Annotated in this window: 19 protein-coding genes; 3 read left to right on the top strand and 16 right to left on the bottom strand. The window is 63.8% G+C overall.

Features of this window, described 5'->3' with window-relative positions:
* Nucleotides 1–11: 11 nt before the first annotated feature.
* The 4 genes from amoF to EL255_RS08735 form a co-directional block, all read right to left on the bottom strand.
* The gene (gene amoF / locus EL255_RS08750; protein ID WP_042653547.1) at nt 12–3,125 is read right to left on the bottom strand and encodes an amonabactin biosynthesis non-ribosomal peptide synthetase AmoF; all 3,114 of its coding nucleotides are present in this window, start codon (nt 3,123–3,125) and stop codon (nt 12–14) included.
* Complete coding sequence (locus tag EL255_RS08745) at nt 3,122–4,030, bottom strand: isochorismatase family protein (protein WP_042653546.1); 909 nt, start codon at nt 4,028–4,030, stop codon at nt 3,122–3,124. The genes amoF and EL255_RS08745 overlap by 4 nt, the downstream gene beginning before the upstream one ends.
* Before the next feature lie 46 nt (nt 4,031–4,076).
* Nucleotides 4,077–5,735, bottom strand: a complete 1,659-nt coding sequence (locus tag EL255_RS08740) for a (2,3-dihydroxybenzoyl)adenylate synthase (RefSeq protein ID WP_042653545.1) — start codon at nt 5,733–5,735, stop codon at nt 4,077–4,079.
* Between the two features lie 76 nt (nt 5,736–5,811).
* A complete protein-coding gene (locus tag EL255_RS08735; protein ID WP_269471673.1) occupies nt 5,812–6,960 on the bottom strand; it encodes an isochorismate synthase in 1,149 nt (382 codons plus the stop codon).
* Nucleotides 6,961–7,297: 337 nt separating this feature from the next.
* On the opposite strand from EL255_RS08735, the gene EL255_RS08730 reads away from it, so the two are divergent.
* A complete protein-coding gene (locus EL255_RS08730; RefSeq protein WP_042653543.1) occupies nt 7,298–7,849 on the top strand; it encodes a lipoprotein in 552 nt (183 codons plus the stop codon).
* A 133-nt stretch (nt 7,850–7,982) separates the two neighbouring features.
* Nucleotides 7,983–9,980 (top strand): hypothetical protein, encoded by a 1,998-nt coding sequence (locus EL255_RS08725; RefSeq protein WP_042653542.1) that lies wholly within the window; start codon nt 7,983–7,985, stop codon nt 9,978–9,980.
* A 62-nt stretch (nt 9,981–10,042) separates the two neighbouring features.
* Here EL255_RS08725 and glgC read toward each other — a convergent pair whose 3' ends face one another.
* Complete coding sequence (gene glgC, locus EL255_RS08720; protein WP_042653541.1) at nt 10,043–11,317, bottom strand: glucose-1-phosphate adenylyltransferase; 1,275 nt, start codon at nt 11,315–11,317, stop codon at nt 10,043–10,045.
* Nucleotides 11,318–11,504: 187 nt separating this feature from the next.
* On the opposite strand from glgC, the gene EL255_RS08715 reads away from it, so the two are divergent.
* Nucleotides 11,505–13,142, top strand: coding sequence for an EAL domain-containing protein (locus EL255_RS08715; RefSeq protein WP_042653540.1), 1,638 nt, complete (start codon nt 11,505–11,507; stop codon nt 13,140–13,142).
* Here the strand turns inward: EL255_RS08715 and EL255_RS08710 are convergent.
* The 11 genes from EL255_RS08710 to EL255_RS08655 all read right to left on the bottom strand — a co-directional run bounded on the left by EL255_RS08710 (nt 13,105) and on the right by EL255_RS08655 (nt 24,905).
* Nucleotides 13,105–13,599: a hypothetical protein gene (locus tag EL255_RS08710; RefSeq protein WP_042653539.1), complete on the bottom strand. Its 495-nt coding sequence runs from the start codon at nt 13,597–13,599 to the stop codon at nt 13,105–13,107. The two genes, EL255_RS08715 and EL255_RS08710, sit on opposite strands and share 38 nt — an antisense overlap.
* Before the next feature lie 176 nt (nt 13,600–13,775).
* Entirely contained in the window at nt 13,776–14,138 is a 363-nt protein-coding gene (locus EL255_RS08705; RefSeq protein ID WP_042653538.1) for a DUF2750 domain-containing protein, read from the bottom strand.
* A 280-nt stretch (nt 14,139–14,418) separates the two neighbouring features.
* A complete protein-coding gene (locus EL255_RS08700) occupies nt 14,419–15,723 on the bottom strand; it encodes an inosine/guanosine kinase (RefSeq protein WP_042653537.1) in 1,305 nt (434 codons plus the stop codon).
* A 185-nt stretch (nt 15,724–15,908) separates the two neighbouring features.
* On the bottom strand, nt 15,909–16,301 hold the full coding sequence (locus EL255_RS08695; protein WP_033130257.1) for an MAPEG family protein: 393 nt from the start codon (nt 16,299–16,301) through the stop codon (nt 15,909–15,911).
* 103 nt (nt 16,302–16,404) lie between these two features.
* Nucleotides 16,405–17,379: a ferrochelatase gene (gene hemH, locus EL255_RS08690; protein WP_042653536.1), complete on the bottom strand. Its 975-nt coding sequence runs from the start codon at nt 17,377–17,379 to the stop codon at nt 16,405–16,407.
* Between the two features lie 105 nt (nt 17,380–17,484).
* Nucleotides 17,485–18,129, bottom strand: a complete 645-nt coding sequence (gene adk / locus EL255_RS08685; protein WP_042653535.1) for an adenylate kinase — start codon at nt 18,127–18,129, stop codon at nt 17,485–17,487.
* A gap of 257 nt (nt 18,130–18,386) precedes the next feature.
* Entirely contained in the window at nt 18,387–20,300 is a 1,914-nt protein-coding gene (htpG, locus tag EL255_RS08675; RefSeq protein ID WP_042653534.1) for a molecular chaperone HtpG, read from the bottom strand.
* A gap of 146 nt (nt 20,301–20,446) precedes the next feature.
* Nucleotides 20,447–21,049 carry a recombination mediator RecR gene (gene recR, locus EL255_RS08670; protein ID WP_042653533.1) on the bottom strand — a complete coding sequence of 201 codons (603 nt, stop codon included), beginning with the start codon at nt 21,047–21,049 and terminating at the stop codon, nt 20,447–20,449.
* Between the two features lie 173 nt (nt 21,050–21,222).
* Nucleotides 21,223–22,044 (bottom strand): formate dehydrogenase accessory sulfurtransferase FdhD, encoded by an 822-nt coding sequence (fdhD, locus tag EL255_RS08665; protein ID WP_042653532.1) that lies wholly within the window; start codon nt 22,042–22,044, stop codon nt 21,223–21,225.
* A 12-nt stretch (nt 22,045–22,056) separates the two neighbouring features.
* Nucleotides 22,057–24,168: a sigma 54-interacting transcriptional regulator gene (locus EL255_RS08660; protein WP_042653531.1), complete on the bottom strand. Its 2,112-nt coding sequence runs from the start codon at nt 24,166–24,168 to the stop codon at nt 22,057–22,059.
* A gap of 338 nt (nt 24,169–24,506) precedes the next feature.
* Nucleotides 24,507–24,905 (bottom strand): hypothetical protein, encoded by a 399-nt coding sequence (locus EL255_RS08655; protein WP_042653530.1) that lies wholly within the window; start codon nt 24,903–24,905, stop codon nt 24,507–24,509.
* Nucleotides 24,906–24,942: the final 37 nt, after the last annotated feature.

The following is a 24,942-nucleotide window of genomic DNA, read 5'->3' as shown; positions in this document are numbered from 1 at the left end:
CTTTGTCCCCATCACCACACCATCTCCACGCTCTCTTCGTCTTCGGTCAGCTTGCCGTCGAGGAAGCGGCAGAAGTCGTCGAGGCGCGGGTGATCGAACACATCGGAGACCTTGACCTGCACCCCGAACTCGGCGCCGAGCCGGTTCACTATCTGGATGGTCTGCAGCGACTGGCCCCCCAGCTCGAAGAAGTTGTCCCCTGGCGCCATGGTGGCCAGCCCCAGGATCTGCTGCCAGATGGCACCGACCCTGTTCTCGGTCTCGCTGCCAAGCACCAGGGCCTCGTCGGTGGCCTGGTACTGGGCCAGCAGTGCCTTGCGATCCAGCTTGTTGGAGCCGGTGCGGGGCAACTGATCGTAGTGGCGATAGTCGGTGGGGATCATGGCGGCGGGCAGCACTTTGGCGAGCAGCCCCTTGATGACCCTGCTGTCGCGCTCGGCCCCGGCCACGAAGGCCACCAGCCGGCGCACGCTGCCGATGCTCACCCCCTGCACGCAGGCCTCATCCACCCCGGGCAGGGCCAGCAACTGGGCCTCCACCTCACCGGGCTGGATACGATAGCCGCTGATCTTGAACTCGTTGTCACGGCGACCCAGGTAGACCAGACGGCCGGCCACCCAGCGCACCCTGTCGCCGGTGCGATAGACGGGCCTCTCCTGCGCGCCGACCCGCAGGGTGCCGAAACTGCTCTGCGCACTCCCCACATTCGCGCTCTGCGCGCTGCCGACATAGCCGTTGGCGAGCTGGGGGCCGAGCAGCACCAGCTCCCCTTCCTCGGCGGGTTGCTCCCCCGCCCCCAGGATCAGCGCCTGCATGCCGGGCAGCGGCAGGCCTATGGGCAGCTGGGCCTGGCTCGGGTCTTCCCCCTGCAGCTCATGAGTAGTGACCACGACCGTGGTCTCGGTGGGGCCATAGGTGTTGAACAGACGCACATCAGTGCGGCCCTGCCGCTGCCACTGGGCGAGCTGCTCCGGATAAACCGCCTCACCGCCGATGATGACGGTGGCGAGCCGGGCCGGGATCTGGGCCTGGTCCGATCCCAGCGACACCACCCACTCGTTCCAGAAGGCGGTAGGCAGGTCGAGGTGGGTGATCCCCAGCTCCTCCACCCCGGCCACGAAGGCGGGGATGGATTCGAGCAGGGCGTCGGTGCGCAGCACCAGGGTCGCGCCGGCGCTCAGGGTGGCGAACACCTCCTCGATGCTGGCGTCGAAGTTGAAGGGGGCGAATTGCAGCATCCGCGCCCCCGCATCCAGGTGGTAACGGCAGCGGGCGGCGGCGGCGAAGTGATCCAGGGCGCCGTGACTGACCGCCACCCCCTTGGGCAGACCGGTGCTGCCCGAGGTGAACATCAGGTAGGCGACGGCGCCGCCGGCGGCCGGCTGGCAGAGGCGGTTTTCGCTCACCAGATCCCCCACCAGCAGGGTGCGCCCCTCGAACAGGCTGGCCAGCTTGTGGCGATACTCCGCCTGGGTGATCAGGCTCTTCACCTCCCCCAGCCGCAATATGTGGCCCTGACGCTCCAGGGGCTGCTCGGGGTCGAGCGGCACATAGACGGCGCCGGCCAGCAGCACCGCCAGCTGGGCGAAGATGGCCTGGGGGCTGCGCGCCAGCATGACGCCGACCCGCTCCCCTGGCTGCACGCCTGCGGCCTGCAGGGCCGAGGCCATCTGCTCGCTGCGTGCCAGCAGCGCCTCGTAGCTGAAGCTGGCTTCCCCTTGCTCCAGGGCGATCTTGTGGGGGGTCTGGGCGGCGAAGTGGCAGAGCGCGTCCAGCACCGGGCGCACATTGATCACCTCATGGGCCGGGCCCGTGATCAGCGCATCCAGCCGCTGCTCCGCCAGCCAGTCGGCCTTGAGGGTCCCCAGGGTCAGGGAAGGCTCGGCCAGCCAGCGGCCCAGCAGGGTGAACAGGGTATCGGCGATCTGCGCCAGCTCGGCCTGCCGGTAGCAGCCGGGGTTGGCATCGAGATCCAGCCTGGGCTGACCGTCGGCCCCGACCTGGATCTCGATGGTGAGATCCTCCACCGGCCCGGCGCTGATGTTGAGGATGTGGGCACTGAGCGGCCCGAAGCGGCGGGCGTGGTCGAACGGCATGATGTTGACCAGGGGGCCGAACAGCCGCTTGTCACCGCCCACCAGGCCAAGGTCGCGGCGCAGCAGCTCGTAGCGATAGTGCTGATGCTTGCGCACCCCGCGCTTGGCCTTGGCCACGGCGCCGGCGGCCCCCGCCAGATCCAGCTCCTCATCGAGTGCCAGCGCCAGCGGGGTGATGTTCATCTGCATGCAGGGCACGGTGAGGGACGCCGAGCCGATGCGGTTCATCATCATCAGGCCCAGCAGTGTCTGGCTCTGACCACTCGCAAGCGACAACTGGGCCGAGAGCCCGGCCAGCAGCAGATCGGGCCAGCCCAGCTTGTTGTCATCGGCGAAGCGCACCAGGGTCTGCCACAACGCCGCCGGCAGGGGGCGGCTCTCGCGGATAAACTCGGCGGCGATGGGGGCACGGGACTCGCTGAAGGAGCGCACCTCGGGCCAGTCCTGCAACTGCTCCTGCCAGAAGGCGCGGGCGGCGGCGTTCTTGCCGCTCGAATCCCGGGTCAGCTCCTCGGCCAGCACCTCATCGAGCAGGCCGAACGGGGACGGTGAATGCACCACCCCGGCCAGCCCTTCGCCATAGAGTTCGGCTATACGCTGGAACAGCAGGGTGGTGCCAAAGCCGTCTAGGGCGATGTGGTGCACGCAGCTGTAGAGGTAATCCCGGCCGGGGCCGCGCAGCAGGGCGAAGCGGCAGGGGGACTCTGCGGTCAGCTCGAACGGGCGGCGCAGATCGGCCCAGGCCCAGGCGCGGGCGGCGGCCTCGTCGCCCTCGGCCAACGTCAGCTCGCGATAGGCAAGGGACGCCGGCTGGGAGACGAAACAGACCGGCTCGCTGGCAGCGTCGAAGTGACCCTGCAGCGCCTCGCACTCGCTCACCGCCTGAGTGAGCGCGGCCACCAGCACGGCGCCGTCGACCTTGCCATCGAAGGCGATGCACTCGGCGGTGTTGAACATCGCCTTGTCATCGTTGAGCAGATGGCCAGACCAGAGCCCCTGCTGGGGGATGGTGAGGGGGAAGCGACTCATGGGGTCACCTCCCGGGTCTTCTGCTCGGCCAGCTTGGCTTCGATCAGTCGCCACCAGCCGTTGAGGCTCGGCAGCTTGGCCAGGTCCACGAAGCCGAGCTCCACCCCGGCGGCGCGCCATTCGGTGAGCAGGGACATGATGCGCACCGAGTCGAGGCCATAGTCGATGAGGTTCTCGTCCGGGTCGAACTCGGCCTCGTCCTCGTCGATATGGCTCAGCAGCCGGGCCTTGAGCCCGTCGTAGGTCAGCAGCGGGTTCTGCTGTTCAGACTTGGGCGCTGCCGCGATGGCCAGCACCTCGGCGCAGAGGATCACCTTGCCGCAGCGAGTCGCCACGTAGTCCAGCGCCATCTGGTGATCGGCCAGGGAAAAGTCCGCCACCCCGTCCGCCAGGAAGAAGGGCTGGATGTCGCGCATGAAGGCGTCGCAGGCAGTCATCATGCAGCCGATGTGACCGTAGATGCCGCCGATGATGAGCTGATCCCGGCCCTGGGCTTTGAGCATCTGCTCGAGCTCGGAGCGCTGGAAGGCGCTGTAACGCCACTTGACCAGCACCACATCGTCCCGCTCGGGGCGCAGCGGTGCCACCACCTGCTGCAGCTCCGGGCTCTTGTTCAGCCCCGGTCCCCACATGTCGTTGAGCAGGGCGCGATCTTCCGGCGCCTGATCCTTGGGCTGGGCCGTGTAGTAAACCGGGATGCCGAGGGCCTTGCAGTGTCGGCGCACCGCGGCGAGCCGGGCAGTGAGATCACGGATGAGAGGGCTGTGCTCGCCATAGAAGGCGGTGAAGTACTCCTGCATGTCGTGGATCAACAGGGCGGCGCGCCGCGGCTCCAGGGTCCAGCTGACCTTGTTGGCCTTCCATTGGCTGGGCATGGCGTAGGCGCTGAGGGTTGGGATAGCCATAACGGTATGATTCCTTTTTAGTTTTAAGCGGTAATAGCCTGAGCTGTCAGTCTGTTGTCGCGAGCGACCGGGCGATCCGCGCCCGCAGTCCCTGCTTGTCAATCTTGCCCACCGCCGTCATGGGCAGCGCAGTGAGGATTTCGAACCTGTCCGGCAACTTGAATTCGGCGACGCCGCGCCCGCGCAGGAACTTGCGCAGGGCCAGCGCCTTGAGGCCGGGCTCTGTGGTGACGATGAAGGCACAGCTCTTCTCCCCCATGGCGCTGTCCGGCATGGAGACCAGGGCGGCCTGGGTGATGGCCGGGTGGTGCAGCAGCTGGTTTTCCACCTCTTCCGCCGCTATCTTCTCGCCGCCTCTGTTGATCTGATCCTTCTGCCGCCCCACCACGGTGAGGTAGCCATCCTGGTCTTGCACCACCAGATCGCCGGAGCAGTAGAAGCCCTCGGCATCGAACACCCTGGCGTTGTGGGCCGGGCTTTGGTAGTAGCCACGGAAGGTGTAAGGGCCGCGGGTGTGCAGGGCGCCGGGCTGCCCCGGGGCGACCGGGTTGCCCTCCTCGTCCAGGATGCGCACCTCGTCATCCGGGCACATGGGCCTGCCCTGGCTGTGGATGATCTTGTCGTCCGGGTCATCCAGCCGGGTGTAGTTGACCAGCCCCTCCGCCATGCCAAACACCTGTTGCAGCTGGCAACCGAGCAGCGGGGTGATCCGGCTCGCCACCGCCTCGGCCAGCTTGGCGCCGCCCACCTGCAGCAGCGCCAGGCTGCCCAGCTGGGCGCGCACCGAGGCATCGGCCTCCGCCGCCTGCAACCAGAGGGAGACCGCCGGCGGCACCAGCGAGCAGAGGTTGACCCCGTGGCGTGCTATCAGCGGGAAGCAGCTCATGGGGCCGGGATCCGGCGCCAGCACCACGGCGCCGCCGGCGTCGAACACGCCGAGGGCGCCGGGGGAGCTCAGGGGGAAGTTGTGGGGGGCCGGCAGGGCGCAGAGGTAACGGGTGTGAGGCCCCAGCCCGCAGATCTCGTTGCTGCGGCGCACGCTGTAGTAGTAGTCGTCATGGGTGCGGGGAATGAGCTTGGGGGTACCGGTGCTGCCGCCGGAGAGCTGGAAGAAGGCCACCTCGTCCGCCGGGCTGGGGCCATAGGCCGAGTCGGGAGCCTCTGCGGGGCCCAGCTCTTGTGGGCCTAGCCAGTGGGCCAGCCCCCGTGTCCCGGCGTCGCCATCGAGCAGCACCAGCTCGGCACCCATGGTTTGCAGCAGTTCACCGCTGCGATCCCCGCTTGCAAACAGCGGATGGGTGACTGAACCGATAAAGAGCCTGGGGCTGATCTGTTCGGCATAGGAGGCCAGCTCCAGCCGGTTGTGGCTGAACAGCGCATTGACCGGCGCTATCCCGACCTTGAGCAGGGCGAAGAACACCAGATAGAACTCGGCCACGTTGGGCAGCTGCACCAGGGCGGTGTCGCCGACCCTGAAGCCATGATGGGCGAGTCTGGCGGCCAGCCGGGTCGAGCCCGCATCGAGCTCGCGGTAGCTGAGGCGGCGCTCGCCGCAGAGAATGGCCGGGGCATCCGGCGCCGACCCGCACTGGCGGGCCAGCATGGCGGTCAGGGGCTCGCCGCGCCAGTAACCCTTGGCGCGATACTGCTGGGCCAGATCCTGGGGCCAGCGGCTGTAAGGCAGGAAGGTAGTGGGCTGGGTCATAGCGCCACCTCAGTTCCTAGGCCGAGCGCCTTGGGATTGGGCTGCCAGCTCGGCAAGCCTAGGCGGTAGTGCTGTTTCATAGCGCCACCTCCGGCTCTAAACCGAGCGCCTTGAGCATGGTGCCCAGCTTGGTGCCGGTCTCGGCCCACTCCATGGCGGGATCCGAGCCCGCGACTATACCGGCGCCGGCGAACAGCTCCACATGGTGGCCATCGAGCACGCCGCAGCGGATCACCACGGCCCACTCGCCGTTGCCCTGGCTGTCACACCAGCCGACGATGCCGCTGAACAGGGCGCGCTGAAACGGCTCCTGCTCACGAATGAACTGGCGCGCCAGATCTGTGGGATAGCCGCACAGGGCCGGGGTGGGGTGCAGCTGGCAGGCCAGGGAGAGCACCGAGGCCTGCCCCGCATGCAGCTGACCGGCGATGGGGGTGCCCAGATGCCAGAGGGTGTCCGTACTCATCAGGGAGGGCTCGGCCGGAATGGCCAGCTCGCGGCAGTGGGGGGCCAACACCCGGCGGATCTCGTCGATCACCAGGCGATGTTCATGCCGATCCTTGCTGGACGCCAGCAGCTTGCGCGCTACCGCCTCATCCTGCTTCGGCTCGCCGCCACGCTTGGCCGAGCCGGCCAGCGGATGGGTGAAGACGGCGCCCCCACTGACCCGCAGCAGCAGTTCCGGGCTGGCGCCGAGCAGGCGACGGCCCTGCCCCAGTGGCAGCGAGAAGTGGAAGGCGTTGGGGTTCTGGGTCATCAAGCGCGCCAGCACCTGCTCGGGATCGGCGGCCTGGCTCAGCTGCAGCTTGAGCTTGCGCGACAGCACCACCTTGGCGAGCGTCCCCTGGGCGAAGGCATCCAGCGCGGCGCTGACCGAAGACTTGAACTCGGCGGCGGCCGGCGTGCTGTTGGCCGAGATCACCTGGTTGGCCATGGCGGGCACCGCCTCGGGTGCGCTGCGCTCCCCTCGCTCATAGCGGCCGGGGACATAGAGACAGGAGGCTTCGGCCGGATCGAAGGCGAAGGCGCCGATCAGCAGCGGGTTGGCCTGGCCTGAGTCCTGCGCGACTGCCAGGGCCTGGACTATCTGCCGCTCGAGCAGAGACCATTCACAGGCGGGGGTGCTGATGGGCTGACCCAGGTCATAGGCGCGAAGGGAGCCCTGACCCGAGGTAAACAAGAAATCGGGCGGCGATCCCGTCTGGACGGGCGCGGCATTGGTCATCACAAGAGTATTCACTTTACACCCTCAAAAAAGATTCAAAATGATAATGATTATCAATTTGATTTTGTGCGGCGGTAAAATACTCGCTTTGAAATCGCCCGGTCAATGGGATTTTTTGTCGATAAAACTGGAGTTTATCTGTGGGTATTGGGCCGATGACGCCAGCGCTGGCCCGCCGGCGCCTGGGTTGGCGACGCTACTCGAATGAAAACAAATTGCCATGCCCATATGGGGGATGCGACAGAAACGGGATGGCGTCGGCCAGGCTGGCGGCCGCCCCGCTTTGCCCCTAAGATGGCGCCATGTCCTGTTGTCACCCGTCGAGATGAAACCATCCATGTTAAAGCACCTGCTTCTGCTCCCCCTCAGCCTGCTGCTGGCGGCCTGCTCGCTCACCCAGTACAACGTCAGCGAGGGCGAGATCAACCAATACCTGAAAGACAGGGTCGCCTTCGAGAAAGAGATAGGGATCCCGGGCATCATGTCGAGCAAGATCCGCCTCGACGATCTGCAGAGCCGCATCGGCCGCAGCCGCGCCGACCGGGTCGAGCTGGATGCCGCCGGCGATCTGCAGGTGGCGAGCCCGCTCGGCAGCCAGCAGATGCGCATTCGCCTCTCCCTCAGCGCCCGCCCCGACTACGTGGCCGAGCAGGGCGCCATCTACCTGCGCGATCTCGAGCTCATCTCGGTCAAGACCGAGCCGGCCGATGTGGGGGCCGCCCTCACCCCGCTGCTGCCGACCTTCAACCAGTCGCTCTCCCTGTTCCTCTCCCAGACCCCCATCTATCGGCTCGACAGCAGCCGCCAGAACGAGGCCAGGATCAAGGACAAGGTCGAGGCGCTCAAGGTGGAACCCGGCCGATTGGTGATCCCCTTCAAACTGATGTAAAGCCAGCGCCGCCCCCCTCCCTCGGGGGCGGTTTTTTTCTTCTCAAGCCCCTCGCCTTGCCCCATAATGCACACCATTCTCATTTCGATTCTGAGAAGCGTCATAATAAAATCAAACATATGGTGAAAAGGACATGAGAAAAACCGTACTGGTGCAGGCGATCGCCTGTGCACTGCTCAGCGGCGCCGCACACGCCGCCGTCAAGGTAGAAGACAAGACATTCAACACCGCCGCCAGCATGCTGGCCTACACCGAATTCGAGCTCTCTGGTGAGCCGCTGGCCGAGGCGCTGGGGCTGGATCTGGACGTGCTGGATGCCAACCGTGCCGATGAGCCGACTCCGTTCGACTTCGCCGCCGGCATCGAATCCTATGAATACTCCGAAGAAGCCATGTATGCCCTGAACTATCAGTCCGGTATGGGCCCCCATCTGGTGAACGGGCCGCAGAACCTGGCCCGCGGCGGCACCCTGGCCGATCTGGGCAAGCGGGTGCTGGCCATGGCCGAGGCGGTCGGTTTCCCGGCCGACGAAGTGCCGCAAGGCATGTATCCCCTCTCCCTGCCCTACGCCTCCGCCAATCCGGAGTTTGCGCAAGGGGTGAACACCACCCCGGTCAATGGCGATCAGCTCACCATCAAGACCGCCAAGGGCACCGAGAAAGCGGTCAAGACCCAGGTCCCCGCCTACTTCCGTGACTACGCCACCCTGCGCTGGAGCGGCTCCGACAGCCTGCTGAACCCGGCGGCCGTGGGCGGCATCCTGCTCAAGGAAGTGATGTGGTCCCAGGACTTCCTCGGCGGCATGCACGTGGCCGAGAGCGATGAAGAAGTTGAGGCGGCCTCCGCCACCATGGATCAGGATGGCAAGCACAAGCTCGGCGTCTCCGCCGCCGATGGCTTCAACGGCATGATGCTGACCGAGCAGTCCATCGACAAGCTGGCCATCTTGCAGGGTCAGCTCGGCTTCGACGGCAAGCAACTGGGTGCCAGGATCACACCGCAATACGATCCCGCCAAGGGCATCGTCTACTTCCCCCATCAGGTGAAAGTGACCGAAACCACCAAGAATGAGGTCGGCGCCATCGGCAAGCTGGAGGTCGTGGATGGCTCTGCCCAGCTGCGCGATGCCTGGATGCTGCTGTGGCCCCTGTCCGAGTTCTACGCCTTCACCGATCAGCGCAGCGCCAACACCAACCAGAACCCGGCCTTCCACGCCGTGTTTGACGGTGCCCCCTTCGCCGCCGCACCGGCCGCCAACAAGGGCAACGAGGCCGCCAAGCAGGTCGCGGGCGAGGATGCCTTCTCCCTGGCCCTCAACCTCTCCAACCTGACCTTCAAGAACCTCAGTGCCCTGCATTTCGAGCCCAAGGCCGGTACCCTGGTCGACAGCTGGCAGGCCGGCAAACAGGGCAAGCACGTCACCACCTTCGACGCCGCTTACACCCTGGTCGCCCTGCAGATCTTCCAGCGTGCCCAGGATGCCCTGCCGGTCGGCTACGCCGCCGGTGACAACGGCGAGCTGAACCTGAAAACCGCGCAAGGTCAGCAGGCGCTCGCGCTCATCCGCAAGCAGGCCGACTTCATCCTGGCGCAGCTCAAGGGCAAGAACGGTCTGGTCCATGACGGTCTGACCCTGGGTGGCCAGCCGGATGCGGGTCAATCCATCGAGGCGCAGTTTGCCGCCATCCGTGGCCTGACGGCGGCCTTCCTGGCCACCTCGGATGCCAAGTACCGCAGCGCCGCGCGCGAGCTGTTCATCGCGACCGACAAGGCGTTCTTCAACGCCAAGGCCGGCACCTGGCTGGCAGGCAAACAGGGCACCTACACCCCCTGGACCCAGGCCGCCATCTCGGGTGCCCTGCGCTCCGCCATGCTGAACCTGCGCAACGAAGGCGCTGAGAAAGCCCCCGAGCTGGAGCTGGCGCAGCTGACCCAGCGTTACGTGAGCTGGTTCCGTGGCACCGTCAACGGCGGCATGCAGATGGCCGAGTGGATCGGTGACTCCGGTGAGAACGTCATCGACGGCGCCGGCAAGGACACCGACGAAGACGGCGTGCCTCAGGTCACCGCCGCCGGTGGCAAGCACGGCACCGCCATGGTGATGGCAGGCAAGGCCATCGTCAGCGAATGAGTCAGCCCTGACCCATGAAAAAGGGAGCCTTCAAGGCTCCCTTTTTATTTGTCTGCGTACCATCAGTCGAGCTTGGCCAGCATCTCCTTGGTCACCAGCACTATGCCCTGCTCCGAGCGGTAGAAGCGACGGATATCCTCATCGGCATTCTCCCCCACCACCAGCCCGTCTGGCAGCACACAGCCCTTGTCCACCACCACCCGGCGCAGCCGGCAACCGGCGCCGATCTCGACCCCGGGGAAGATGATCGCCTGATCCAGGGTGCAGAAGGAGTGCACCCGCACGTGAGTGAACAGCACGGAGTTCAGCACGAAGGAGCCGCTGACGATGGATCCCCCCGCGAACATGGAGTTGATGGTCATGCCGTGCTGACCGTTCCTGTCCTGCACGAACTTGGCGGGCGGGGTCATGGTCTGGCTGGTCCAGATGGGCCAGTTCTCGTCATAGATGTCGAGTTCGGGCACCACTGAGGCGAGATCCATGTTCGCCTCCCAGAACGAATCCAGGGTCCCCACGTCACGCCAGTAGGGTTTCTGCCCCTCCTTGGCCCCGACACAGGACATGGTGAAGGGGTGCGCAAAGGCCTTGCCCTCCCCCACGATGCGCGGGATCACGTCCATGCCGAAGTCGTGCTTGGACTCCTGATTGTGAATGTCCTCCTCCAGCAGCTGATACAGGTATTCCGCCTCGAAGATGTAGATCCCCATGGAGGCCAGGGAGACCTGATCGTTGCCCGGCATGGCGGGCGGATTGGCCGGCTTCTCCACGAAGGCGCGGATCTTGCGATGCTCGTCGATGTCCATGACCCCGAAGGCAGACGCCTCGGCCCGCGGCACCTCGATGCAGGCCACCGTCACCTTGGCGCCGAGGCGCACGTGATCGAGCAGCATGGCGGCATAGTCCATCTTGTAGATGTGATCCCCCGCCAGCACCACTATGTACTTGGGGCCGTAGTCGCGGATGATGTCGACGTTCTGGTAGATGGCGTCGGCGGTGCCGCGATACCAGTGCACCTCGTCCACCCGCTGCTGGGCGGGCAGCAGGTCGATGAACTCGTTCATCTGGTAACGCAGGAAGGACCAACCGGATTGCAGGTGACGCAGCAGGCTGTGGGACTTGTACTGGGTAACCACACCCACCCGGCGGATGCCGGAGTTGATGCAGTTGGAGAGTACGAAGTCGATGATGCGGAACTTGCCGCCGAAATGAACCGCCGGCTTGGCGCGGTTGTCGGTCAGCTGCTTCAAGCGGCTGCCGCGTCCCCCTGCGAGCACCAAGGCCATACTCTGGTTCAACAATTGCCGTGCTTTGGCAGTATTTTCGGGTTCTAGCAACATAATTACCTCGGCCTTGTTGGAGCTGTTTTCAACCCATCTTCGCCTTTTTTACGGGTTGTGAAAGTGTTTTCACTCACATTTAGTCGCTTTCCACCGGCGCTTTTCCAGGAGTTGCGTGAGTACTCATGCTTTGTCCCGCCAGCTTGGTTAGAATTTAGCCATCACAGACATCATCAAGGATGACACGATGTTGAATAAGTTCGAGGGGAACCTGCTGCTGGTCAGCGCCATGGTCTGCATGCCCCTGCTGCTGCTGCAAGGGATCTGGCTCGCCCCCCCGGTCCCGCCACTCACCCTGCTGCTGGTCATGGCCACCACTGTCATCGCCCTTGCCTTGCTGTTCCTGCTCATCCGTGCCGTGCACAAGGCGGATAAAACGAGGCAGGAGCAACGCTGGCTGCTGGCGCTGCAACAGCAGGATCCCGAGCTGCTGGAGAGTCCCCAGGCACAAGCGGCACTGCGCCAGCTGCTGGTCTCTTTCAGTGAAGCCGAACTCGATGCCCACCGCCAGATCAGCGAGCTGCACAACCAGGCCACCCAGGACGAGATGACCCGCTTGCGCAATCGCCACGCGTTCCGGCGCGATCTGACCGAGCTGCTGCAACAGGAGGATACCCAGACCGCGATCCTGGTGCTGATCCGCGCCACCGAGCTTGGCAAGCTCAACGCCCAGCGTGGCTTCCAGTCCGGCGATGCCTACATCAAGGACATCGCCAACCTCATCACCCACACGGTGAGCCGCTTCCCCGGCCATCAGGTCTACCGCATCTCGGGGGCCGACTTCGCCGTGCTGGTGCCGCCGGTCGCCAACATACCGCCGCACCTGCTGGGGCGGGATCTCAAGCTCGCCTTCGATCACTATCAGCGGCAACACGGGCTGGAGAGCGCGGCCTATTCGGGGATGACCCGGCTGAGCAGCGAGCAGAAGATCGAGGCGATCCTGGCCCGGGCCGATCTGGCGCTGGCCCGCGCCCAGACGGAGGCGGTCAACGGCTGGGCCATCCAGCAGAATGACGACGTGGTCGAGTTGCAGGGCCAGCGCCACTGGACCCAGGTGCTGACCGATCTGATGGAGCAGGAGCATATCAGCTTCACCTGTCAGCCCATCATGCCCCTGCACCGCGGCATGCTCGCCTACCACGACATCTACGCCCGCTTCAGCAGCGTCGATGGCACTGTGCTGCCCACCGATACCCTGCTCGCCATGGCCCATCGCCTGGACATGGTGATGCGGCTTGAGCAGATGGTGATCCTGAACATCATGCGCCAGTACCGGGCCTTCGGCAGCAACAACGGCCGCTGGGGCTTCAGTCTCTCGGGCAACCTGCTGCAGAACAGCACCTTCCTCATCTGGCTCGATCACCAGCTGCAAAAAGATCCCAACACCAGCGCCAACCTGGTGTTCGAGCTGGACGAGGAGCAGCTCGAGCGCAACTTGACGGGGGCCAGACGGCTGTTCGAGCTGCTCAGGCGGCACGGCAGCCGCTCCGCCATCTGCAACTTCGGCAAGGGGATAGGCTCGTTCAGCCTGTTTCGTGAACTCAAACCCGATTACATCAAGCTGGATCCCGCCCTCATCACCGAGCTGGAGCAGGATCTCACCAACCAGCAGTTCGTGCGGATGATCGTCGATGTGTCCCATCGCATGGGCTGTCTGGTGATCGCGGAGGGAGTGGAGCAGCTCGCTCAGAAGCAGCTGCTGCAGGGCATGTATGTGGACGGGCTGCAGGGCTATCTGATCGCCAAGCCCCAGGAGCTGAGGCCGGACATAAGCCAGCTCGGATTGTTTACTGAGGACGCTTCAACTTCAGCAAGGTCAGAATGATGTCGTTGAGCTGGCGGTAGCGCTCCAGCTCCTTCTGATCGTAGCGGGTCGCCAGCATGGTCGGGTTGTGGCGATTCTTGAGGTAGCGGTTGATCTGCAGGCGATTGAAACCGGCCACCCGATACACCTGTCCCAACAGGGCGTTGAGCTCATCGTCCGCCAAGCCGGCCCGGGTCAGGTAATCCTCCTGGGCCGGACTCTCCAACTGACAGCTCTGCTTGTCGATGTGGCCAGTCTCCTGCAGGTAGGCGAGCCACTGCTCGACATAGAGCGGCTTGCAACCGGCCAGCAGATTGAAGAAGCCCACCGCATCACAGCGGCAGCCGGTGAGCAGCACCAGCGCCAGCTCATCGCTGTCGCAGCTGAAGGTGACGGGCCCGCTCTGGCCCCAGTCCAGCGCCTGCACGCGGATCTCGGCCCGTGCTCCCGCTCGTCCGCTCACGTCGAATACAAACATGGCACCTCCCGTCTGGCAAAGGATTGATGATGGCTCATAGCGCCGTCAGCGCCAAGCCAAATCGCCTTTTCATTCAATATTCTGCAATGCGGGCCATAAAAAAACCGACAGCCTCGCGGCTATCGGTTCTGGTGGCATTCCATGGTCCCAAATGCGGGCCATCAATGCAGAACTGTTCAGGCATCCAGTTCGATCAGGGCCTTGGCCAGCTCGATGGGTTCGAGCTCCTGGCCTTCCAGATCGGCGTTCCAGTTCGGGCCGACCAGCACATCGTCCTCGTCCAGATCGTTGATCCAGATGTCGAGGAACTCTTCCAGCTCGATCACCTCAGGCTCGTAGTCAGCCCACTCGTCCACGCAGTGGCGACGGGCATCGGCCTCGGCGGACCAGAGCGGCATCACGTCGGCGTCTTCGAACTCGGCAGAGCGGCAGACCACCCAGTCCTCACCGTAGCGCAGACCCCACACCTGACCCGACTCGCGGACTTCTTCGATAAACAGCTGGAAATTGGCGTCAAGATTGTCAGTTAGTTTGCTCATGGGGGTCTCTCTCCTGCAGGCGGTCGGCCAATGCTGGCCAATAATGGGGCTGATGGTGTCCCAAAAGCCCCGCAGACTCAAGCCTTATCCCCAAAAAGGAGGGGATCAGGCCCATAGGGTACGATATTGGGCGATCCGGGCCCTCGACATGTCGCCGGCGTGGGCGAGATGGCCCGTCGCCGGCCCGGTCAACCGGTGCCTGGCCGGGGTATTCGCCGCCAGCCCCGACATGCATCAAGGCGCCCGCAGGCGCCTTGGTCTTCTTCAGCAAAAGCCGCGATCAACGCTCCCAGTACACCTCTTCCAGGCTGTCTTCCTTCTCGGGCAGACCGCGGGAGAGGCGCGGGCTGCTCTGGGCCAGCACCTCGTAGCTGACCCGGTTGGCGTATTTGCACACCTGGGCCAGGGAGGAGTAGGTGAGGAACTCGGACATGTGCTTGGCGGAGTTCGGCACATTCATGCGGTGATAGGCGTTGGCCACCATGTCGTGCAGCACGGCAGACAGCGCGCCATCCCCCGCGCCATTGGTGTTCTTGATCTTCTCAGGCCCGCCCATGTAGGGGGAGATGTGGGAGTAGATGCGCGCCGGTTTGCGGCACTTGGCACGGGCCATGGGGCGGCTGAACTCATACATGTTGAACTCGGGTATGACCCCGGGCAGCAGGGTATGGGTGGTCTCGCGCTTGTAATCTTCCTCGGTGTAGCTCGCCATGTAGAGGCCGATGGGGCCGGCGGTGCAGAGCACCATGTCGGCCCAGTCGAGGGCCTTGTCGGCGGCGCCGAGGGGATCCTTGATCCCGGTCAGGGCCTCGCCCTCGTCCTCGTTCATCGCCAGCACCGTCACGTTCTCGGCGATGAAGTCGCGCCACCACTGGGGATTGTCGGCGATGACGAAACGGGTGCCCAGGGTCAGCACCACAGGCACCCCGGCCTCGCGGGCGTAGCGCACCGCGCTCATGGCGGCCTCTTTCATGGGGTCGCCATCGTCACCGCGCACCAGGTAGGCGGTGATCACCAGGGCGGAGGCCCCCTTGATCACCTCTTCCGGCACATGGTGCACATCCAGCTGGTTCATCTTGCCGGCGTTGATGCCGAAGCTGCGCTCGCCACACTCGGTGATGAAGGTGAAGCAGCGACCGACCGGGCCGTCGACCGGTTGCAGGTAGTCCAGGTTGACGCGGGAGGAGGTGTTGCACAGATAGCGGTAGGCGTAGCTGCCGATGCGGATGTCCTGGCTCATCACCCCGAGCAGGATGGAGTGGGAATCGGCCAGCACCGAGTAGTTGTGCATGGTGTTGCCAATGGTGCCACCGGCGAACTCACTCACCACCATGTTGTTGGTCTTGAGCTCTTCGTAGACCCGCTCGGCCACGTCATCGCTGATCACCACCGAGTGGCCCTTGCTCAGGCCATAACGGTTCAGGAAGTCCTCGTCCACATGCGCTTCGATGTCCACCAGGGTCTGATCGATGCCCACTACATAGGCCTTGCCCAGTTCGGTGAGCAGGGGATTCTGCGGGATCAGGGGATCACGCCTGTCGACCGGGAAGTAGTGTTTGGACTTGCGCTGACCGGGAAATTTCATGGCAATGTTCTGTGCTCTGGGGGGAAGAGGGGCGGGATTTTAACACAATCCGCCTCGCCGAAAAGTCGCCCGATTAAAATATGGGGTCAGTATAGACAAGGGCTGGCGAGGCAAACGTTTGATCTTGGAGCCAAAAAAACCACCTCGCGGGGAGGTGGTGTTTCGCTGTCTGCCGGGGCCAGGCCTCAGCCGAATGACAACCCCTGCACCAGGGCCAGCACCGAGAAGATCCCAAGCGACAACCAGAAGCACAGGGTGCCAAACAGCCGGGGCTTGTTCGGTGCCTCGGGCAGCTGGATGCCGATGGCGTGCAGTATCCGCCCCACCAGCAGCAGCGAGCCGCCGAGGTGCAGCCAGAAGGCGCCGACCCCGGCCAGCTCGCACAGGGCCATCAGCAGCAGGGTGAGCGGCACGTACTCGGCGAAGTTGCCGTGGGCTCGGATCGCCGCCAGCATCTCGGGCGCGTCCCCTGCTCCTATCTTGACCCTGAACTGGCGCCGACGCTTGACCACCCAGCAGGAGAGCAGCAGGAACAAAAGCCCCAAGAGGCCGGCGTAGATCAGCGTGATATGCATCATCATGACACTCCTTATCGTTGGATCCTGAAAGCAATGTGGCTCATGCCAGCTCGCGGCAAATAATGGGCGACACCATCAGCCGTGCGCGACATGGAGCGCATCATCATGCCAGCTCGCGGCAGATGAGCGACACCATCATGCGGATATGGGCCTGATCGCTGTTGAGCGCGGGAATGTAGTGGAACTGCTCTCCGCCCCCCTCGATGAAGAGGGCGCGGTTCTCGACCTGGATCTCCTCCAGGGTCTCGAGGCAGTCGGCGGAGAACGCCGGGCAGATCACGTCAAGCCGCTTGATCCCCTGCCCCGCCAGCGCCGTGATGGTGGCATCGGTATAAGGCTTGAGCCACTCCTGCTTGCCGAAGCGGGACTGGAAGCTGGCGCTCCACTGCTCGGGGGCCAGACCCAGCGCCTCGGCCAGCAGGGTCGCGGTGCGGCGGCACTGGTGACCATAGGGATCCCCCTCGTCCTCGCAGCGCTGGGGGATGCCGTGGAACGACATCAGCAGGTGCTCACCCTGGCCCTGCTGCTCCCACTGGCGGCGCACGCTCATGGCCAGCGCCTGAATGTATTCGGGGTGATTATGGTAGTCACGGATGAGGCGCATCACCGGTAGGTGGCGCTCGCCCTGCATCACCCTGGCCCAGCCGTCGAACACCGCGGCCGTGGTGCTGGCGGCATACTGCGGATAGAGCGGCAGCAGTATCACCCGGTTGACGCCCTGCGCCTTGAGCGCCTGCCAGCCATCGCTGAGCGAGGGGCTGCCATAGGTCATGGCGAGCACCACGGGCACCTCCACCCCTTCGCGCTTGAGCTCTTGCTCCAGGGCATCGCGCTGACGCTGGCTGATGGCCATCAGCGGTGAGCCTTGCTCGGTCCAGACCTGCTGGTAGAGCTTGGCAACCCTGGGGGCACGGAACGGCAGAATGGCGAAGGTGAGCAGCGGCGACCACAGCAGGCGGGGTATCTCGACCACCCGCGGGTCCTGGAGGAACTGGCTGAGGAAGGCCTTGACGGCCGCCGTGGTCGGTGCGGCTGGCGTCCCCAGATTGACTAGCAAGATCCCGGTTTTCGTGGTCACGTTAGCTTCCTGTCGTTCTATTTTTGTCGTTCTTGTTTTAATGCAATAAAGGGCCCTGGATGGACCCTTATTTCATGCTGTCTTGTCAACCGACAATGGGCAGACTTAGCCCAGGATGGCCGCCAGCTGCTGGCTGACGACGTCCACCGGCTGAGTGCCGTCGATCTTGACGTAACGGGTGTTGCCCGCTTCCGCTTCCTTGCCGTAGAAACCGATCAGCGGCGCGGTCTGCTGATGGTAGACATCCAGGCGCTTGCGCACCGTGGTCTCTTCGTCGTCGGCACGGATCACCAGATCCTCGCCGGTCACGTCATCCTTGCCTTCCACTTTCGGCGGGTTGAACACCAGGTGGTAGGTACGACCGGAGCCGGAGTGAACACGGCGACCGCTCATGCGCTTGACGATCTCTTCGTCCGGCACCGCGAATTCCAGTACGAAGTCCACCACCACACCGGCTTCCTTCATGGCTTGCGCCTGGGGAATGGTGCGGGGGAAGCCGTCCAGCAAGAAGCCGTTGGCGCAATCCGGTTGGGCGATACGCTCTTTGACCAGGCCGATGATGATGTCGTCGGAGACGAGCTGACCTGCGTCCATCACGGCCTTGGCCTTGAGGCCCAGCTCGGTGCCCGCCTTGATCGCCGCACGCAGCATGTCGCCGGTGGAGATCTGCGGAATACCGTGTTTTTCCATGATGAACTGAGCCTGGGTACCTTTACCGGCACCCGGTGCTCCCAACAGAACAATGCGCATACACGCTCCTAATTGATTGGTTATTCAATTCTTGAGAAGGCAAAAAACTACACGGTTTCGCCCGTTTTAACAAGCTTGCCCCGTGTGAGTGCCCACATTATCACCATGTGTACGCGCTGGCGATGCGACTTAAGGCGCAGGGCCGGCACACAAAAAGTGATTGAAAATGCAGCAATCCATCAACTGGCGAGGCGCCCGCCCCATCGGCAGCGAGCGCCCAATAAAAAGGCCCACTGCATCACAGTGGGCCTGCGCCATCACGCCTGGAGTAGCAGACGGTTGACTCGAGACACGAAGCTGGCCGGGTCATTGAGACCGCCCTGCTCCGCCAGTTGGGCCTGCTCGTGCAAGAGGCTGACCCACTCACCGAACAGGTTGTCGTCGGTGATGGTGTCGAGCTTCTTCACCAGCGCATGGTCCGGGTTGAGCTCCAGGATGTACTTCTGCTCCGGTACCGGCTGGCCGGCGGCGCGCATCAGCTTGATCATCTGGGTGCTCATGCCGTGGTCGTCGGTGACGATGCAAGAGGGTGAGTCGGTCAGACGGTGGGTGACACGCACCTCTTTCACCGCCTCGCCGAGGCTGCTCTTGACCCGCTCAACCAGACCGGCGTTGGCCTTCTCGGCCTCCTCCTGCGCCTGCTTGGCCGCTTCGTCCTCCAGCTCGCCCAGGTCCAGCTCGCCACGGGTGACTGAGACCAGCTGCTTGCCGTCGAACTCGGTGAGGTGGCTCATCAGCCACTCGTCCACCCGCTCCCACATCAGCAGCACTTCGACGCCCTTCTTGCGGAAGATCTCGAGGTGCGGGCTGTTCTTGGCCGCGGCGAAGCTGTCGGCGGTGATGTAGTAAATCTTCTGCTGGCCTTCCTTCATTCGGCCAACGTAATCCTCAAGGGAGACCGTCTGAGCTTCGCCCTCGCCGGCGGTGCTGGCGAAGCGCAGCAGCTTGGCGATCTCCTCGCGGTTCGCGTAATCCTCGGCCGGGCCCTCTTTGAGCACGTTGCCGAACTCGCTCCAGAACTTGGCGTACTTCTCGCCGTCATCCTTGGCCAGCTTGTTGAGCATGGTCAGGACGCGCTTGGAGCAAGCCTTGCGCAGGGAGGCGGTGACCTTGTTGTCCTGCAGGATCTCGCGGCTGACGTTGAGCGGCAGATCGTTGGAGTCCAGCACCCCTTTGACGAAGCGCAGGTAGGTCGGCATAAACTGCTCGGCGTCGTCCATGATGAAGACGCGCTGCACGTAGAGCTTCAGGCCGTGCTTCTGCTCGCGGTTGTAAAGATCGAACGGTGCGCGGGCCGGCACGTAGAGCAGGCTGGTGTACTCCTGCGCCCCTTCCACCCGGTTGTGACCCCACAACAGCGGATCCTCGAAGTCGTGGGCGACGTGCTTGTAGAACTCCTGGTACTCCTCATCCTTGATGTCCTTCGGATTACGGGTCCAGAGTGCGGTGGCGCGGTTGACCTGCTCCCACTCGCCCGGGGTGCCGACGATGGTTTCACCGTCTTCTTCCCGATCCGGGGTGCCCTCCTTGTACATCTCCACCGGCACCGAGATATGGTCGGAATACTTGGCGACCACGGCGCGCAGGCGCCAGTCGTCCAGGAACTCTTCTTCCTCGGCACGCAGGTGCAGGATGACGTCGGTACCGCGACCCTCTTTGGTCACGTCAGCGACGGTGAAGGAGCCTTCACCTTCCGATTCCCACTGCACGCCCTGGCTCGGCTCGGTACCAGCAGCGCGGGAGATCACTGTCACCTTGTCGGCGACGATGAAGGCGGAGTAGAAGCCGACCCCGAACTGACCGATCAGCTGGGAGTCCTTGCCCTGATCGCCGGACAGGTGCTTGAAGAAGTCGGCGGTGCCGGACTTGGCGATGGTGCCAAGGTGCTCGATCACCTGATCCCGGGTCATGCCGATGCCGTTATCCGAGATGGTCAGGGTCTTGTTCTCTTTGTCCACCACCAGGCGCACGCGCAGCTGGCCGTCGTTTTCGAACAAAGAGGCATCGGAAAGCGCCTTGAAGCGCAGCTTGTCCGCCGCATCTGAGGCGTTGGAAATCAGCTCGCGCAGGAATACTTCTTTGTTGGAGTAGAGGCTGTGAGCCATCAGGCTCAGCAGTTGTTTGACTTCGGTTTGAAAGCCGTGGGTTTCGGCGTGAACACTTTGGGTCATCGACCAATCCTCAAAACGTCGGTTGAACAGATTCCCAACCTAGATGGGGCTGGCCCACCAAATATCAAGGGGCGAGTGTGCAATCTTGCTCACTCGCCCCTCATCACGACCTCGGCTGCCGGTTTTTTGGCCGGCTCCCAGACCGGTTATTTCAGCCGCTGCCGTCCCATCAGGGAGTGGGACAGGGTGGTGCCATCCACCAGCTCCAGCTCGCCCCCCACCGGCACGCCGTGGGCGATGCGGCTCACCTCGACGCCGGCGGCGCGGGCCATGTCGGCGATGTACCAGGCGGTGGCGTCCCCCTCTATGGTGGGGTTGGTGGCCAGGATCAGCTCGCTGATGGACTCATCCTTCAGACGGCGCTCCAGGATCTCGAGCCCCAGCTCCTCCGGTCCTATGCCATCGAGCGGTGACAGGTGCCCCATCAGCACGAAGTAGCGGCCGGAGAACTGGCCGGTGTGTTCGATGGCGGCCACGTCCGCCGGGCTCTCCACCACGCACAGCAGGCCGCTCTCCTCGCGCTTGGGATTGGCGCAGATCTCGCAGAGATCGTTCTCGGTGAAGGTGCGGCAGTGGCTGCAGTGACCTATCTCGGTCAGCGCCCGATTGAGCAGCTGGGCCAGGCGCAGGCCGCCGCTGCGCTCGCGCTCGAGCAGGGTGAACGCCATGCGCTGGGCCGACTTGGGGCCGACGCCCGGCAGCACCTGCAGCGCCTTCATCATCTCATCGAGCAGGGGACTGAATTTCATGGGGTATCCTTTGAAGCCGTGTCGAATGGGCAGAGGCCGTGACTGCTGGCGGGCAGCCACAGGCTCGGCCATCCGAACCTATCTTGTTGGCGCAGGACTATACCCGAGCCGGCCCCGAGCGCCAATCACCTGACGAGACGGGGCCGACGAAACGGGGGAGCTGTTTGTGCGGCTTAGTCCAGGCTGATGCGCTGGCGACCGCTGTAGATCTCGGCCCGGCCGGGGCGACAGAAGCCCACCAGGGTGAGGCCGGTCTGCTCCGCCCGATCCACCGCGAGCTCGGTGGCCGCCGAGATGGCGAGCAGGATCTCGATGCCGGCGCTGGCGCATTTTTGCACCATCTCGAAGCTGGCGCGGCTGGTCACCAGGATGGCGCCATCGCGCCGACCGCTGCGGCACAGGTGACCCACCAGCTTGTCGAGCGCGATGTGGCGGCCCACGTCCTCGCGAATGGCCAGGATGTTGCCCGCCGCATCCAGGTGCACGGCGGCATGGGTGGCGCCTGTGCTCTGTCCCAGCAGTTGCAGGGGGCGCAGGGTCTCCAGCACCTTGTCGATCAAGGTCACCTCGAGGCGCTGGCTGTCGGGCAGTCGCGGAAGGGTGCGCACCACCTGATCCAGGCTCTCGCTGCCACAGATGCCGCAGCCGGTGCGGCCGGTCAGGGTACGGCGCATCTCCTTGAGGCGATGGACGCAGCGATTGGCCAGGGTGACATGCACCTCGATGCCCTGACAGCTGGCGACCTGCTCGATGTCGTGGATGTCCTGCAGGCTGTCGATGATCCCCTCGGACAGCGAGAAGCCGATGGCGAAGTCCTCCAGCTCGGTGGGGCTGCACATCATCACGGTGTGGGCGATGCCGTTGTAGACCAGCGCCACCGGGGTTTCGCAGGGCAGCAGCATGGCGCCGTCCGTGGTGACGCCACGCCGCTGGTAGTGAACCACCTCGCGCCGTGCGCACAGCTCGTGCAGCGGGGTTTCGGTATCTGACAACATCTAGGGTGCCCCTTAGTCGAGGATCTGGGGGGCTTTCGCCGAGATACCGAGCCGCTTCATCTTCGACAGCAGGGTGGTGCGCTTCATGCCGAGCCGCTGGGCGGCGCCCCGCTCCCCGGCGACGATGCCGTTGCACTCGCGCAGGGTGTCGATGATGCGCTGGCGCTCATCCCCCTCGTCAGGCTGGCCCTGGCTCTCCCGGAACAGGGTCGGCGCCGGCTCGTCATAGACCAGGGTCTCAATCTTGTGGTAGCCCTTGAGCGGCATCAGCTCGTCGGGGGAGAGGTTGAGCACATGGCCGCGGGTCATCACCACGGCCCGCTCTATGATGTTCTCCAGCTCGCGGATGTTGCCGTACCAGGGCAAGGAGACCAGCATCTTCATGGCATCGGCCGGGATCGAAGTGATGTTGCGCCGCATCCGCCTGGCGATCTTCTTGATGAAGAAGTTGACCAAGAGCGGTATGTCCTCGCGCCGCTCGCGCAGGGGCGGCAGCTCGATGGGGAAGACGTTGAGCCGGTAGTAGAGATCGCTGCGAAAGCGCTTGTTCTTGACCATGGAGAGCAGGTCGCAGTTGGTGGCCGCCACCAGCCGCACATCGATGGCGATGGGGTTGCTGTTGCCGACCCGCTCCAGCTCGTGCTCCTGCAGCACCCGCAGCAGCTTGGGTTGCAGGTCGAGCGGCATGTCCCCCACCTCGTCGAGGAAGAGGGTGCCCTTGTGGGCTCGCTCGAAGCGGCCGATGCGCTGGGTCAGGGCGCCGGTGAAGGCCCCCTTCTCGTGGCCGAACAGGTCGCTCTCGATGAGGCCGGTGGGGATGGCGGCGCAGTTCACCTTCACCATCTCCTGCTCGCGGCGGGCGCTCAGGGCGTGAATGGCCTGGGCGATCAGCTCCTTGCCGGTACCGGTCTCCCCCAGGATCAACACCGAGCAGTCGCTCTGGGCCACCAGCCTCACCTTCTCCAGCACCGCCTCCATGGCGGCGCTCTGGTAGATGATGTTGGCAAAGTCGGCGCTGGACGGCAGCTCGGCGACCCTGATGGTCTTCTCCTTAGCGCCGTTGGTGTTGGAGATCTCCTGCTGCGCCTGCACGTTGTTCATGGCAATCGCCGTGCGCGCCGCCACCTGCTCCAGCAGGGAGATGTCGATGTCGGCGAAGAAGTCAGCCTGGGGATGAGACAGGATCAGCACCCCCAGCAGGTTGCCGCGATAACGCAGCGGCAGGATGCAGGAGCTGTCCGCATCGGCCGGCAGGATCTGGGAGGTGAAGCGGCAGCTCGCGTTGCAGCCGTGGCCCTGCTCCCGATAGATGAAGAAGGGCTCGCTGTGGCCGAGGGCCCCCTGCAGGCAGTTCTTCTCGAAGCAGGAGTGGTTGATGATGCCGGGCGCATCGCAGGCCTGCTGATTGACCAGATAGCTCTTGAAGCTGTCGGAGGTGGCGTTGTATTCGGCCAGACAGAGGCTGCTGATGGAGAAGTGGTGCTGCAGTATGGTGAACAGGCTCCTCGGCAGCTCGGCGATGCGCACCAACTTGATCACCGCATTGGTGACGTCCACCAGGATCTTGCAGCTGTCGCGCTCGAGGCGCAGGGAGTTGGCCTGCTCCAGGGTGCGCTCCTTGTCCAGCACGTTCTCCAGCGCGATGGCGACGATGGCCGCGAGCTGGGTCAGCTTGGCCAGGGTTTCCATCGGGAAGGCGTTCGCCTCGGTGCTGATGAACTCGATGCCGCCCAGGTGGCTGCGTGCCGTGGTGATGGGCAGCTGGCAATAAGATTGCAGGCCGTCGTAGACAGGGGTGCTGGCGAGCTTGGCGCAGCGATTCATGAAGCGGGCCGCCGGCAGTATGATGGCCTGCTCCTTGGAAAAATGCAGATCGGCCTTGTGGCAGATCAGGTGCTGTGGCCCCTGCCCTCCCATGAAGTAGCAGACAGCCTCCTCCCCGGTGCCCAGGTTGAGGATCAGGTTGACCCGGGTCACGCCGCCGAAGCAGGCATCGATCCGGTTCAGCTTCTTGATGAAATCATCCAGGGTGACGGCGGAGAGCAGGTTCTTGGAGAGAGAGAGAAAACCGTCATCCCAGATGGGTGAGATGTCGGTTAACGGAATGGCACTCACATTCAGCATTCTGGCCTCGCATTACATCTGTATAAGCAACAAGTTGCAGGCAAATTGCGGTCAGCGACGACGGTAAACAATAAGTCAGCCAACTCCGTCAGATGTTATAATTAATTTTTAAAAAATTAACGCTTAATTATAAAAACTAACATATCTAGAAATAGCATCGCGCTGGTGTTCGCATAATAAAGTAGCCCCGCCGTCATTACAACCAAGCGGCCCTGGGCAATATTCATCAGCCGTCGTAGCTATTTATTGGCAATCATCAATATATCGCCATCATGAATGTGGTAAGCGGCCGGCCCTGGCCGGATGATTCCCGTTCCCAACCCCTGCCGTCGTCGCCCTCAAGAGGAGCTCAGCTGGTAGTTGTGGAGCTTGAGGCCGCCGAAGATGAAGCCGGCCGACAGCAGCTGAAAGGTCACTAATAACCCACTGATATTATCGGATATTTCCTCAGAGATCGCCTGATGGGTCAGGTAGATAACCAGTGCAACCAGGCCCATCAGCAGGCTGTTGATCAGGGTGGTGGAGAGGAAGGCGATGAGCCAGGCCACCTGCACGCTCAGTGACGCCAGCACGGCCCCCATGGCGATCCGCGCGGCGATAAAACAGCCGAAGAATCCAAAGCCCAGCAAGAATATCAATTCGTCGTACCACAGATAGCAGCCGACCCCCAATAACATCACCAATAAATAGGCGGAAACGTAAAAGATCCCGAACGAGACATTTAATTCATTTTTCATGATGGACACCTGCCCGCTGAAAAAAGGATGAGGGGAT

The sequence above is a fragment of the Aeromonas encheleia genome, assembly GCF_900637545.1.
Classification (GTDB): domain Bacteria; phylum Pseudomonadota; class Gammaproteobacteria; order Enterobacterales; family Aeromonadaceae; genus Aeromonas; species Aeromonas encheleia.
The sequence above is the reverse complement of the archived record's forward strand: the minus strand, read 5'-3'. Positions and strand labels throughout refer to the sequence as shown.